This is a genomic window from Mesorhizobium sp. M0001, from assembly GCF_040324255.1.
Classification (GTDB): domain Bacteria; phylum Pseudomonadota; class Alphaproteobacteria; order Rhizobiales; family Rhizobiaceae; genus Mesorhizobium.
Genome location: NZ_JAMYVS010000001.1, coordinates 170,456 through 184,334, shown reverse-complemented (window position 1 = coordinate 184,334; position 13,879 = coordinate 170,456). Strand labels below are relative to the sequence as shown.

The window sequence follows — 13,879 nt, the reverse complement described above, 5'->3', positions numbered from 1 at the left end:
GCCAGGGGAGGAAACTCAGTTCGTCGGACCCTTGTCGCCGGGCTTGCCGGGAAGCTGGTCGGGAAAGAGTTCGTATTTCTGCTGCTTGTCGGCGGCGACGAAGACGCGTTCGCGCACGATCGAATCCTCGGCCCAGTTGAACATGAAGATCGGCGTTCCCTGCGGGATGTTGGAGAAGCGCTTGTTGATGATCAGGGCGCCGGGATATTCGGTCAGTCCGATATTGTAGACATGCTCCGTCGAGATCTTCTGGAACGTCTTCATCAGGCTGGCGCGCTCGTCATTGTCTGACGAGGAGACGAACTTGTTGACGATGTCGACAAGCTCCTTTTCGAACGGCATCAGGTCGACCACGCCGCTTTCGGGCGCGCGGTGATCCCAGCTGGTCTTGGGTCCGACGGGCGCGAGTTGCACGGTGTTCTGCACGACGGAAGTCAGCTCCTGCTCGTTGCGCCTGATCAGCCAGTCGAAGCGGCCGGAATATTGCGAGGCATCACGCTGGGTGCCGTTGAGGCCGTTGAGCACGACCCTGATGCCAAGCTTTTCCATCTGGCCGACGACGCCTTCGGCGAGGCTCTTGTCAGTGCCGTAGTCATTGTTGACCAGCATCACGATCTCGACATTCTTGCCGCCGGCGGTCCCGACCGGGAAGTTCACGAAGCCGTCGCCATCCGTATCCTTGAGACCAGCCTTGGCCAGTTCCGCCTTGGCGCCCTCGATGTCGAAGGGATAGTAGACGGTCGAGTTGCGGTCATAGAAGCTGGTGCCCGAGGAAAAGCCACCGGGGTAGATAGCGGTGAACGGCCCCTTGACCAGCGAGTCGCCGAGCGCCTTGCGGTCGAGCGCCATGGTGATGCCCTTGCGGAAGTCCTCATTGCGGTTGAGCTCGCGGATCGCCTGGCCGCGTTCGTCGGGATTGCCCCAGCCATTGGCGGAAAAGTTCATGCGCAGATTGTAGCCGATCAGGCGCGGGCCAAAGGCGAGCCGGGCCGGCGCGTCCTTCTCCGCCGCTCGCTTCAGCGAAGCGACGAAATTCTCCGGCTGCTCGAGGTTGGAGAAGTCGGCGGCCCCTGCCACCGCCTGCACGTCACGGTCGGCCCAGGTCGACAGCTTGTAGTGCAGTTCGTTGAGATAGGGCAGCTGGTTGCCCTTCTCGTCGACCTTCCAGTAGTAGGGATTGCGGCGCAAGACGATGATGTCGTCGGGCCTATACTCCACCGGCACCCAGGCGCCCATCACCGGAATGTTCATATATTCCGGCGGGAACGCGTTCTTGAACTGCTCGTAGGTATTCTTCGAGTACTTCGGATGCTGCGGCTTCAGGATATGCGCTGGGCCGGGGCAGAAGGTGCCGTAGGCCATGGCATAGAGATACTGTTTGGGGAAAGCGTCCTTGAAGGTCCACTCGACGGTGTAATCGTCGACCTTCTTCAGCGTCGTGCCGACACCGAAGGTTTCCGCTGTGGCGCCGTTCAACGGCGAGACATTGGGGTCGACGACCTCATCGTCCCAGTAGAACATGACATCGTCGGCATTGAAGGCAACGCCGTCAGACCATTTGGCGCCTTCGACCAGGTGCATGGTCAGCGTGTGGCCATCCTTCGACCAGTCCCAGCTCCTGGCGAGGTTGGGCAGCGGCTCGGTGTCCTTGGCCTCGACCTGGAACAAAGGCGCGGTGCGCGTCAGGCATTCCGAAAGGCCGATGTCGATGCCGCCCCATCCTTGGGTCTGGCCGGCGCCATAATTCCAGCCTTCCGGCCGGCCGCCAATGACGTGGCGCATGGTGTCGCCATAAACGCCGATGCCGTCCGGCATGTTGCCGGTCTTGAACACCAGCGGCTCCTTCGGCAGGCGATCCTTGACCGGCGGCAGCTTGCCAGTCTTGACGTATTTCTCGGTGACCCACTCGGGCTCGTGATATTCGGGCAGCGCCTTGAACTCCAGGATGGAATCGCGGGCGACGTATTTGATCTTGCCCTCGGCGGGAAACGCCGCCGGCGCCGGCGGCGTGGTCGGCTCGGACGCGTATGCACTGCCAAGCGCCAATGCCGAGACGCTCAGCGCCAGCCCGGCGAGAATGCCAATTCTTCGCCCGGCGAGAATGCCAATTCTTCGCCCGGCGAGAATGCCAATTCTTCGCCCGGCGAGAATGCCAATTCTTCGACCGGCGAGAATGCCAATTCCACGAAAGTTCCTCATTGTGTTCCTCCCAGATGTTTCGACGTCTGCTGCTGCCCGCATCTATTCATGACGGCTGATTTGCGAACCGGCCTCCCGCTGTCCGCCTGCCAGCATTCTCAGCCGGCCTGTTTCAGGGCCGTTTTTTCGGCGCGCAGTTCCTCGATCGAGCGCACTTTGCGCCGCGCCGCACCCGCCCAGTCGCGGGTTTTCACCGTCGATTTCGAAAGCCGCTCCTTGGCGGCCGGCACGGCATCGGCGTATTGCGGCAGCCAACGCGCCTGGGCGACGACCATCTCGTCGACCATCTGCCAGACCTCTTCCGGCGTCGACACCGCACCCACCAGCGGATCGTGCAGCACCGCGAGCTTGAGCAGGTCAATGTCGCCCGTAACAGCCGCATGCACCGACATGCGCTGAACGTTGATCGAAGCCATGCAGGTGGCCGCGCAGGCTTCCGGCAGCGTGATGCCTGACGCCATGTTGATGCCGAAGCGATCGACGAAACCGGGCGATTCGATGATCGCGTCCTGCGGCAGATTGGTGATGATGCCGGTGTTCTTGACGTTGAAGTGGCCGCGATAGACGCGGTTCGTCTCCAGCGCTTCGAGAATATGGCTGGCATGCTCGTTCGAGCGCTTCGATACGTCGAGCGGCTTCGACGCCGCTTCGAGGAATTGCGGATATTCCGTCTCGAACCAGTTGCGGGTTTCCGTGGAGTAGCGAAGATAGCCGCCGGTCTCGCCATGGATCCAGTCGGACATGTCGATCCAGCGGGTGATTTCGTCCGGCCGCTTGCGATACCAGGGCAGATATTCGGAGAGATGACCGTTGCTTTCGGTGGAGTAGACGCCGAAGCGCTTCAGCACGTCGATGCGCAGCTTTTCCTGCTGCGAATAGACCGGATGCGCCTCGAAGGCAGCCACCAGTTCGTCCTTGCCGATCTTGCGGCCGTTGAGCCGCAAATCGATGAACCAGGTCTGGTGGTTGATACCGGAGCAGACATAATCGAGTTCGCTGTGCGACTTGGCGCCGAGCACTTCGGCGATCTGTTCGGCGCCGTGCTGGACACCGTGGCAGAGGCCGACCGTATCGACCTTGCCATATTCGATCGCCGCCCAGGTGTTCATCGCCATCGGGTTGGCATAGTTGAGGAATTTGGCGCCTGGCTCGGCGACCTCCAATATATCCTTGCAGAAGTCGAGGATGACCGAGATGTTGCGCTGGCCGTAGAGGATGCCCCCGGCGCAAATCGTGTCACCGACGCACTGGTCGATGCCGTATTTCAAGGGAATGCGGATATCGTCGGCATAGGCTTCGAGCCCGCCCACCCGCACGCAGCTGATGACGTAGCGCGCGCCTTCCAGCGCCTTGCGGCGGTCGGTCGTCGCCGTCACCCTGGTCGGCAGCTTGTTGGCCTCGACGATGCGGTCGAGGATCGCCTTGATCATTTGCAGATTGTGTTCGCTGAGATCGGTCAGCGCGAATTCGATGTCGCTGAATTCCGGGACGCACAAAATATCGGTGAACAGCTTCTTGGTGAAGCCGACGCTGCCGGCGCCGATAATAGCGATTTTGAAACTCATCACCTCACCTCGATGCATTCGAATGCCGGGTAAGGAGCAACAGGAAAGGGAATGGCGGCTCGCCTCGGCGCGCATGCCATTCGAGCCGGAATTCCGGCTCGTTCTCCTCCCCGCCCGCTCCTCGACCGCGGGTCTTTCGCGTTCTCAGGATTTGGATTATGCCGTTATTCCAGGGCGCGGCCAGAGAACGATTATGCTTTCGAGGGTAATTTTGTGCTGCATGATCTGATCGCCAACGGACAGTTGATGCGCACCATTTCGCTGCCGCGCGGCCGCCAGCGCCTGCATGCCATGCCGACCAGCACCGGCTATGAAGTACGCGAGGGCGTGACCTATGACTGGGATGGGCGCAAGCGCGGCCAGACACCGTTCACCGTGCTGCAGCACACGATCAGCGGCACCGGCCAGCTGCGCTACGAGAACCGCAACTACCGCCTGCAGGCCAACGACACGCTGCTGGTGCTGGTGCCACACAACCATCGCTACTGGCTGGAGAAGGGCGACCGCTGGGAATATTTCTGGATCTCGATGAATGGCGAGGAGGCGCTGCGCGTCCACAAATCCATACTCAGCGTCTCCGGCCCGGTGTTTCGGCTGCAGCCGGAGACGATCGATCATCTCGCCGATTGCAGCCTGCGCCTGATCAAGGGCGGCGCTTCGCCTGGCGCTGCTTCGGCAATCGCCTATGAGGCGGCGATGGCGCTTTACGACGATGTCTTCGGCTCGCACGCCTTCACTGAGAAACAGAGCGTCATGCAGCCGGTCATCGATCATATCAACGCCAATCTCGACAAGCCCTTGCCCGTGGCCGAGCTCGTCCAGATCAGCGGCCTCAGCCGCGCCCATTTCTCGCGCTGCTTCGCCGAGAGCGAAGGCGTTCCGCCGGCCGAGTTCGTGCTGCAGCAGCGGCTGCAGCGGGCGGCGAAGCTGCTAACCAAAGCCGATTTCCTGCCGGTCAAGGAGGTCGCCATCCTGTGCGGCTTCGAGGACGCCAACTATTTCTCGAAAGTCTTCCGCCGGCTCTACGGCATCAACCCGACGCAGTTCCGTACCACCGGCATGTATGCCAGCCTGGGCAGCCTTCGATAGGATTACCCGATGCGGTTGCCGCTTGCGGGATCGAATAGATGCAGCGCCACCGGATCGGCAGACAGCCGCACCGTATCGCGCGGTCGGATAGTGCTGCGTCCCATGACGAAGACACAAACCAGCTGGTTGGCGAGCCGGACATAGAACTGCGTCGACAGGCCGAGCGGCTCGACCACCTCGACTTCTGCCTTGAGCGGACCATCGTCGGCAAGCTGGATGTGCTCCGGCCGTAGCCCGACGGTGAGCACATCGCCATCCTTCGATGGCAAGCCATCAGGCAATCTCAGCTTCTGGCCGTCGGCCAGCACCGCATCCACCTTGCCGCCCTTGGCGACTGTCGCCGGAAAGAAATTCATGCCGGGCGAGCCGATGAAGCCGGCCACAAAAGTGTTGATCGGCCGATCGTAGAGTTCGAGCGGATGGCCGACCTGCTGGACGTAACCGTCATGCATGACGACGATGCGGTCGGCCATAGTCATGGCTTCGATCTGGTCGTGGGTGACATAGACCGATGTGGTCTTGAGCTGCTGGTGCAGCGCCTTGATCTCGGCGCGCATATGGACGCGCAATTTGGCGTCGAGATTGCTGAGCGGTTCGTCGAACAGGAACACTTTGGGATCGCGCACGATGGCGCGGCCCATGGCGACGCGCTGGCGCTGGCCGCCGGACAGTTGCCTGGGCAGACGTCCGAGGAAACTGTCGAGGCCGAGGCGCTTGGCCGCCGCCCCTACCCTGCCGTCGATCGTCGTCTTCTCCGCCTTCTTCAAAAGCAGGCTGAAGCCCATGTTCGACGACACGTCCATGTGCGGATAGAGCGCGTAGGACTGGAAAACCATGGCAATATCGCGGTCCTTCGGCGCGACATCGTTGACCAGCCGATCGCCGATATGGATCTCGCCGCCCGACACTTCCTCCAGCCCGGCAATCATGCGCAAAAGGGTCGACTTGCCGCAGCCGGACGGGCCGACCAGAACGACGAACTCGCCATCGGCGATTTCGAGGTCGACGCCGTGCAGGATGCGCAGCGAACCGTAGTCCTTCTCGACGTTTTGCAGCGTGACGGAAGCCATCGATTATCCTTTGACCGCGCCGGCGGTGAGGCCGGTGACGAGATAGCGTTGCAGGAAGGCGAAGAAGATGCAGACCGGGATCAGCGCCAGGATCGACGCCGCCATCATCTGCCCCCAGTCCACGGCGAACTTGCCGATATAGGTGAGCAGGCCGACGGCAAAGGTCTTCTGGTCGTCGCTGGAGATCAGCATCAGCGCGAACAGCAATTCGCTCCAGGCGGCGGTGAAGACGAAGCCGAGCGTGGCGCCCATGCCGGGCAAGGTCAGCGGCACGATCACCTTGCGCATCGCCTGCGCCCGCGTGCAGCCGTCGATCATCGCCGCCTCCTCCAGATCCTTCGGAATGCCGTCGAAGAAGGACTGCATCAGAAAGGTGGCGAAGGCGGTGTTGAAGGCGGTGTAGATGATGATCAGACCAACCAGACTGTTGGTCAGGCCAAGCTCGCCCATGACGCGGTAGATCGGCGGAATGACCATCACCAGCGGGAAGGTTTGCGTCAGCAAAAGCATGATCGCCAGCGTTGCCTTGCCGCGAAAGGTGAAGCGCGACATGGCGTAGCCGGCGAGCGTGGCGATGACCGTGACGAGCGCCGCCGTCGACACCGATACGATGACGCTGTTGAGGAAATAGCGGGGGAAATCCGAGGCTTCCAGGACAGTGATGAAGTTGCGGAAGGTGGTCTGCGACGGCCACAGCGTGATGCCCTCGGAATAGAGCAGCCGCTCCGGCGTTACCGAAATCTTCAGCGTCCAGAAGATCGGAAACAGCGCAAAGATCATATAGGCGGCAATCGCCGCGTAGAGGCCGATGCCGCTGAAGATGCGCGAGGAGGTGGAGCGTCCGGCAATCATCAGACGTGCCTCACCAGCAAGCGGCGGATGGCGATCAGCGCGATCGCATAGGCGATCAGCAAGATCAAGAGCAGCACCGCCACCGCGGAGGCATAGCCCTTGTCCAGCGACTTGAAGGCACTGACATAGATGTAGACCGGCACCGTGCTGGTCGAGCCTGCCGGCCCGCCCTCGGTCATGACAAAGATCAGATCGGCGAAGGTGGCGATCCAGATCGTACGCAGCATGACGGTGATGACGATGGTCGGCGCCAGGAACGGCAGCGTCACCTTGGTGAAGCGCTGCCAAGGCGAAGCGCCGTCGATTGCGGCCGCCTCATGCAGTTCCGACGGGATCGACTTCAGCGCCGCCAGCAGCGTGATGGCGAAGAACGGAATGCCGAACCAGATGTTGGCGATGATCGGCCCCCACATGGCGGTCGCCGGATCGGACAGCACATTGGTCGGCTCGGCCTTCAGCCCGAGCGTGAAGAGCCAATGCGGCAGTGGTCCGATGATCGGATTGAACAGCCACGCCCAGGTCAGGCCCGACAGGAAAGATGGCACCGCCCAGGGCAGGAACACCACCGCCTGCACGAACTTGCGCCCGACAAACGGTTTGTCGAGCAGCAACGCCAGACCCAGGCCGAGGAAGAACTGGAAGAACAGGCTGGCGACGGTCCACCACAGCGTGTTGACCAGCGCCTGCCCCAGCACCTGGTCGGTCAGCATCGCCTGATACTGGCCTAGACCGACATATTCGGATTTGAAGGCGGAGAACTTCCGGAACGAATAGCTGATGCCGATGATCAGCGGCACCAGCAGCACCACGACCAGCAGAACGATCGCCGGGCTGAGATAAAGCCAGGGCTCGATTGCTGCATGCGTCAGCCGCTTCTTTCGCGGCCGGCCGGCGGATCGTATTTCGGACACGGCATAAGTCATTAGCGCTCAACAATCATGGGTGGGTGCCGACAGCGGCAACAGCACCCTTCTCCCCGTTCACGGGGAGAAGATGCCGGCAGGCAGATGAGGGGCGGCGCCAGCCTTGGGGTGCTCGCGCTGCCCCTCATCCGGGCCTGTCTGTGCATGTCGTTGTCCCAAAACCGCTACGCACTTTTGGGCGACATGCATTCGGGCCACCTTCTCACCGTAAACGGGGAGAAGGTGGAAGAACTACTTCTTGTTCTTGGCCAGCCAGTCCTGCTGTTCCTTGGTCAGGAACGCGGCCCATTGATCGGCAACGTCCTTGGCCGACTTCTGGCCGAGCAGCACTTCCTGGAAATTCTTGATCGCCACCTGGTCGACGAAATTGCCGAGGTTCTCCAGATGTGTCGGCGGCGTCACCATTTCATATTTGGAAGTGTCGCTGAGTTCGGTGAACCAGCCTTTGAACTGCTCGGTCTTGAAGTGGGCATCCTGGTCGGCGCCATTGTGGATCGGCACGACGCCGACTTCCTTGGCCCATTCGAGATTGTCCTTGGGCGACAACAGCGTCGCCATCAGCTTCCAGGCATCGTCCTTGTGCTGCGAATTGGCGAACATCGCCCAGCCGGCATAGCCCAGCGTCGGATAGGATTTGCCGCTTGGCCCCACAGGCAGCGGCGCCACGGCAAAATCGTCGGCACTCATCTTGTCGGCAATGCCGATCAGCGCATCCGGATCCTGGTTGAGCATGGCGCAGGTGCCGGAATAGAAGCCGGTGACGGTCTCGTTAAAGCCCCAACTCACCGCATCCTTGGGCGCCAGCCCGTCCTTGTACATGTCGGCCAGCATCTGCAGGCCCTTGACCGAGCCCTCCTCGTTGATGGTCGAGGTGCCGTCCTCGTTGAAGTAGCCGCCCTTGCCAGCGGCGATGTTCATGAACATGTGCATGCCGTTGAAGGCGCCCGGCCCACCGCGCAAGCAATAGCCGTACTTGCCTGGAATGGCGGAGATCTTCTTGGAGTCGGCGATGAAGTCGTCGAGTGTCGCCGGCGGGCCGTCGAGACCGGCCTCCTTGAACAGCTTCTTGTTCCAGAACAGCGCATTCACATAGTAGCCGTACGGGATCATGAACTGGGTGTTGTTGACGGTCGAGCCGAACTGCTTGGCGCGGTCGCCGAGCGTTTTGGCATCATCCCATTTGGCCATGTAGGGACCGAGATCCTCGAGCTGGCCGTTGGTGGCGTAGAGGCCCATCCAGCGCTCCGGCATCTCGACGATGTCGGGCGTATCGCCGGCCTGCACCATGGTGAGGAATTTCTCGAAGGCCTGACCCCAGGGCAGCGAGACCACCTCGACCTTGACGCCGGCATTGGCGGCCTCGAACTCGGCGATCTGCTTCTTCAGGAATTCGGTGCGCTGCGGGCTGGTGATGACCTCGACCAGCTTGAGGGTGGTGTCGGCCAATGCGCCGCTGGCGGACATCGCCAGGCCGGCAGCGGTGGCAAGCATGATGCTCAGTCTTTTCATGTTCAGAACTCCCATTTTGAACCCAGTCATTTTTTTGCTTTGTCGAAGGCCTGGCCGATGTCGGCCCAGAGGTCTTCGACGCTTTCCAATCCGACATTGAAGCGGATGGTTCGGGGGCTGACGCCGAAGCGCGCCATCGAATTGAGACCCGGCGTCTGCTCGAGCGAGGCCTTTGCCGGCACGACCAGGCTTTCATGACCACCCCAGCTGACGCCGATGCGGAAAAATTTCAGCGCATCGACGAAAGCGGGAATGTCGACATCCTCCGTCACCTCGAAGGAGAACAGCCCGGCATAGCCGGCAAGCGTCTTCTTGCCGGGATGGTTGGAATAGGCGGGATGATTGACCCGCTCGACCTTGTCATGCGCCTTCAGCCGCTCGGCGATGGTGAGCCCGCTCTTCATGTGATGCGGCAGCCTCAGCGGCAGCGTGCGCAGGCCGCGCAGCAAAAGCCAGCCCTCGAAGGGCGACAGCTTTGCGCCGAGCTGCGAATAGGTCTGGTCGTTAATATGCTTGATGTGAGCGGCCGAGCCGGCCACCACGCCGGCGACGGTGTCGCTGTGACCGCCGAGATATTTCGAGGCGGAATGCAGCACCAGATCGACGCCGTGCAGGATCGGCTTCTGGAACACCGGCGTCGCCCAGGAATTGTCGATGGTGGTGACGATGCCCTGCTCTTTCGCCAGCCGCGTCAGATGTTCGAGATCCTGCAGCTCGAACGTCATCGAGGTCGGGCTTTCCAGGTAGAGCAGTTTGGCGCCGGGAAGAGCCGCGGCCACCGCATCCGGATCGGAGCCGTCGACATAGTCGACCTTGATGTGCAGGCGCGGGAACAACCGCTCGAACAGTCGGTAGGCGTCACCATAGCAGTTGCGCACCGCAACGATGCGCTCGCCGGCGCCGACAAAGGCAAGCAATGTCGCGCTGATCGCCGCCATGCCGCTGGAGAATCCGCGCGCGGCTTCCGCACCTTCGAGCGCTGCGACGCGTGACTCGAATTCCATCACCGTCGGGTTGTCGCCGCGCGAATAGATCGGCTGCTTCCTGCGCCCGGCAAAGGTGTCGGCCATGTCGGCATAGCTGGCGAAGGTGAACAGCGAGGTCTGGTAGATCGGCGGCACCACCGCATTGCCAGGGAACGGGTCGTCATGCGCCAGAAGCGTCGCCGCCTCGGCGAGATAGTCGCTGCCGGAAATGCCTGGGTCGAAGCTGTGCTCGTTCATGTGCGGACCGAAAGTTTGAGGTTGGCGGCGCCGCGCTTCAAATCGTCCTCGACCGTGGCGATCAGTTTCAGCGCTTCGGCCCGGGCGCCTTCCGGATCGTGCGCGGCGATGCAGTCGAACATGGTGCGGTGGTAGGGAAAGCTTGCGTGGCCGAAATCGCGCACGCCGAGCGGATGTTCCCAGAAGCGGTGGAACAGTTCGTGCATGGCGGCGATAATCTGCTCGAACAGCGGATTGCCGCAGGCGCGGTAGATCGCCTGATGGAATTCCCAGTCCTCTTCCGACGACATGCCGGCGCGGCTGAGAAACTCTTCCTCCATGATGTCGAGCTTGCGCTCGATCTCGGCGAGGTCGTCCCTGTCGGCACGAATGGCGCAAAGGGCGGCGGCTTCCGCTTCCAGCGCGCGGCGGATTTCCAGCGTGCGCATCAGGCCGGTGAAATCATTGCCGCCGGCAAGCGTCAGCGGCATGTGCAGCATGTCGAGCGAGACGGCGGCCTTGAGATAGGTGCCCGAGCCCTGCCGGCGCTCGACCAGGCCAAGCCCTTCCCAGCGCGTCAGCGCCTCGCGCACCGTATTGCGGCTGACCTTCAGACGCTCAGCGAGGATGCGTTCGGTCGGCAGCCTCTCACCGGGTTCCAGCTTCTCGCGCATGACGAAGCCGGCCAACGCCTTCAGCACCGCGTCGTCGCGGGCCGTCGTCTGGATCGGCGGAAGGCTGAATTGGGTCACCGGGGCTATTACCGAAGTGGTTCAATGGTCCAACCAATTTCTGCACAGACGAAGGGACCTGTCAACAGTGGAAACGCAGCAAGGCCGAAGGGCCAGGGGATGCACCTTCGGCCTTGCTGCTTCAGCCGTGGATGCGCGCCGGCGCAGCGGCGGCGCGAGCCTCGCGCCAGCGAGCGAAGATTGCCTCGCGAACCCGCCTCGAACCAGAGAGGCGCTTTTTTGCCTGCGCCAGCACCGCAGGCGACGCCTCGGCGGGCGTGCCGGACCGAAAGGGAGGAGCCGGGGCGTATTCGAGCGAGAGCTGCACGATCTCGGCCTCCTCCTGTCCAAGCAGCCTCGCAACCAGCGCCAGGCCGAAGTCGATCCCCGAAGTGACGCCGCCGGCGGTGATGAGCTTGCCGTCTTCGACGATACGCTCGTCGACCGGGATCGCTCCGAACTCGTCAAGGAAATCATGCGCATACCAGTGCGTGGTCGCGCGCTTGCCCCTCAGCAGTCCGGCCGCCCCAAGCACCAGGGCACCGCTGCAAACGGAGGTGATGTAGCGCACCTGCCCCGCGCGCTCCCATACGAAATCGAGGACTGTCTGGTCCTCCAGCAGCGCGTTGACCCCACCCCCGCCCGGAATGCACAGCACGTCGAGAGGCCGGCAATCGTCGAAGGTCGCGGTTGGCGTCAGCGAGAGGCGCGTCGATGACGTCACCGGGTTGCGATCCTTCCAGATCAGCTCCACCTCGGCATCCTTGGCCGATGCCAGGACTTCGTATGGGCCGGTGAGGTCGAGTTGTTGGACGTTGGGGAATACGAGGATGCCGAAACGAAGGGGCATGGAAATCTCCGTGGGTTGACTTCGGGCAATCTACGGCATCATGTTTTGGCACGATTGCCATTCATCCCTCGCTTCGGGCCAAACCAATGCGCCGTATCGAAGTACTTGCCTATCCCGACATCCAGCTCCTCGACGTCAGCGGACCGCTCCAGGTCTTTGCCAGCGCCAACGACTTCAAGAGGCAGTCAGGTGAACCAGCGCCCTACGAGGTCGTGGTCGTCGCCGCCTCGCCGCGGATCAGGACATCGGCGGGTCTCGTGCTGGAGACCGCAGCGCTGCCGGCGCACGGAGGTGAGATCGACACGCTGGTCGTGCCCGGCGGATGGGGCGTCAACGCAGCCTGCGAGGATTCCGAACTGGTCCAATGGATCGCCGGTCGCTCGCGCGATGCCACCCGAACCGCTTCCGTCTGCAGCGGCGCCATGCTGCTGGCGACGGCTGGCCTGCTCGACGGCCGCCGCGCGGTGACCCATTGGGGACGCTGCGCGGAGTTCGCCCGGCGCTTTCCCGCGGTCCGGCTCGAACCCGATCCGATCTTCATCCGCGACGGCAATGTCTGGACATCCGCCGGCGTAACGGCGGGGATCGATCTCGCCCTCTCCCTCGTCGAGGCCGACCTTGGCCGGCACACGGCGCTCGGCGTGGCGCGCGAGTTGGTGGTCTTCCTGAAACGTCCCGGTGGCCAGGCGCAATTCAGCCAGACTCTCAAGCTGCAGCAAGGCGACGGGCGCTTCGACCGGCTGCATGGCTGGATCCTCGAAAATCTGGCCGGTGACCTGTCGCTCACGCAGTTGGCCGACCACGCCAATATGAGCCCGCGCAGCTTCTCGCGGCGCTATCGCGAGGCCACCGGCCGGACACCTGCCCGCGCGATCGAGGAGATCCGGATCGAGGCGGCGCGGCGGATGCTGGAGCGTGGCCAGCCCGTCAACCAGACGGCCCGCCGCTGCGGTTTCGGCTCGGAAGAAACCATGCGGCGCGGCTTTCTGCGCGTGCTGGGCACCAATCCGCGCGCCTATCGCGAGCGTTTCTGATCGCGACTGCTTGCTCCATTAGGCCGGCGGTCGATGCCGTAGAAATAGAGCCTCTCTAGCATTCAGGCGGGATGCTGTAGCTGGCTGAGCCCGCCATCGACGACGAGGGTCGCGGCGTTCATGAACGGGCACTCCTCGGAAATCATGAACACAGCGGCCAGCGCGATCTCGCGCGCCGAGGCGATGCGGCCGCCGGGATGCAGCGCCAGCGTCCTGGCGCGCGCCGCAACCGGATCGGCAAAACTGTTCCAATAGTCGGCTGCCTTCTGCGTCTCGACATAACCGGGCGCCAGCGCGTTCACGCGCACGCCCTGCCCGGCATATTCCAGCGCCAGCGACTTGGTCAGCCCAAGCAGCGCGTGCTTGGCCACGGGATAGGGGAAGGTATGAGGGATGATGGTGAAGCTGTGCGTCGAGGCGATGTTGAGGATCGCGCCACCGCCATTTGCGATCATTGCCGGCAGCACCGCCTTGGCGCAGTTCCAGGCGCCTTTGACGTTGACATCGAAATTGCGGTTCCACTCCTCCTCAGTCGCCTCGAGCGGCGTCGAGAACACATTCATCCCCGCATTGTTGATCAGCGCGTTGATCGGCCCGATCGCGTCGGTCGCCCGGCTGACGGCAGCGGCAATCGCGGCCCCGTCGCTGATGTCGGCTGAGACATGCCCGACATGGCCCTGCGGCGCTGCTAGGCCGGCGACCGCTTTGTCCAGCAGCGCGCCGTCGCGATCGACCAGGAACAGCCTTGCCCCTTCGGCGAGGCAAGCTTCAGCGATGGCAAGCCCAATGCCTTGCGCGGCGCCGGTGAGGAAGATGCGTTTGCCGGACAGGCGCTCAGCCATGGCTGTCACTCCA

The 13,879-nt window shown here is 62.7% G+C and carries 12 protein-coding genes; 2 read left to right on the top strand and 10 right to left on the bottom strand.

What is annotated here, in order from left to right; translation table 11 throughout:
- Positions 1–15: 15 nt before the first annotated feature.
- Positions 16–2,199: an ABC transporter substrate-binding protein gene (locus tag NKK50_RS00875; RefSeq protein WP_502896530.1), complete on the bottom strand. Its 2,184-nt coding sequence runs from the start codon at positions 2,197–2,199 to the stop codon at positions 16–18.
- A 98-nt stretch (positions 2,200–2,297) separates the two neighbouring features.
- Positions 2,298–3,764: an alpha-glucosidase/alpha-galactosidase gene (locus NKK50_RS00870; protein ID WP_352543016.1), complete on the bottom strand. Its 1,467-nt coding sequence runs from the start codon at positions 3,762–3,764 to the stop codon at positions 2,298–2,300.
- A gap of 246 nt (positions 3,765–4,010) precedes the next feature.
- Here NKK50_RS00870 and NKK50_RS00865 point away from each other — a divergent pair, with 246 nt between their 5' ends.
- Complete coding sequence (locus NKK50_RS00865; RefSeq protein ID WP_081725414.1) at positions 4,011–4,853, top strand: AraC family ligand binding domain-containing protein; 843 nt, start codon at positions 4,011–4,013, stop codon at positions 4,851–4,853.
- A 2-nt stretch (positions 4,854–4,855) separates the two neighbouring features.
- Here NKK50_RS00865 and NKK50_RS00860 read toward each other — a convergent pair whose 3' ends face one another.
- The 7 genes from NKK50_RS00860 to NKK50_RS00830 form a co-directional block, all read right to left on the bottom strand.
- The gene (locus NKK50_RS00860; protein WP_023752117.1) at positions 4,856–5,923 is read right to left on the bottom strand and encodes an ABC transporter ATP-binding protein; all 1,068 of its coding nucleotides are present in this window, start codon (positions 5,921–5,923) and stop codon (positions 4,856–4,858) included.
- A 3-nt stretch (positions 5,924–5,926) separates the two neighbouring features.
- A complete protein-coding gene (locus NKK50_RS00855) occupies positions 5,927–6,775 on the bottom strand; it encodes a carbohydrate ABC transporter permease (protein WP_023668128.1) in 849 nt (282 codons plus the stop codon).
- Complete coding sequence (locus NKK50_RS00850; protein WP_023748105.1) at positions 6,775–7,698, bottom strand: carbohydrate ABC transporter permease; 924 nt, start codon at positions 7,696–7,698, stop codon at positions 6,775–6,777. Before NKK50_RS00850 ends, NKK50_RS00855 begins: the two co-directional genes overlap by 1 nt.
- Positions 7,699–7,929: 231 nt before the next feature.
- Entirely contained in the window at positions 7,930–9,207 is a 1,278-nt protein-coding gene (locus tag NKK50_RS00845) for an ABC transporter substrate-binding protein (protein WP_023685297.1), read from the bottom strand.
- A 26-nt stretch (positions 9,208–9,233) separates the two neighbouring features.
- Positions 9,234–10,430, bottom strand: a complete 1,197-nt coding sequence (locus NKK50_RS00840; protein ID WP_352543015.1) for a PLP-dependent transferase — start codon at positions 10,428–10,430, stop codon at positions 9,234–9,236.
- Positions 10,427–11,161 carry a FadR/GntR family transcriptional regulator gene (locus NKK50_RS00835; RefSeq protein WP_023691356.1) on the bottom strand — a complete coding sequence of 245 codons (735 nt, stop codon included), beginning with the start codon at positions 11,159–11,161 and terminating at the stop codon, positions 10,427–10,429. The genes NKK50_RS00840 and NKK50_RS00835 overlap by 4 nt, the downstream gene beginning before the upstream one ends.
- A gap of 121 nt (positions 11,162–11,282) precedes the next feature.
- A complete protein-coding gene (locus NKK50_RS00830) occupies positions 11,283–11,990 on the bottom strand; it encodes a DJ-1/PfpI family protein (protein WP_352543014.1) in 708 nt (235 codons plus the stop codon).
- 86 nt (positions 11,991–12,076) lie between these two features.
- On the opposite strand from NKK50_RS00830, the gene NKK50_RS00825 reads away from it, so the two are divergent.
- Complete coding sequence (locus NKK50_RS00825) at positions 12,077–13,024, top strand: GlxA family transcriptional regulator (RefSeq protein ID WP_352500328.1); 948 nt, start codon at positions 12,077–12,079, stop codon at positions 13,022–13,024.
- Positions 13,025–13,086: 62 nt separating this feature from the next.
- Here the strand turns inward: NKK50_RS00825 and NKK50_RS00820 are convergent, their stop codons facing one another.
- Positions 13,087–13,866: an SDR family oxidoreductase gene (locus NKK50_RS00820; protein ID WP_023691358.1), complete on the bottom strand. Its 780-nt coding sequence runs from the start codon at positions 13,864–13,866 to the stop codon at positions 13,087–13,089.
- Between the last annotated feature and the right edge of the window lie 13 nt (positions 13,867–13,879).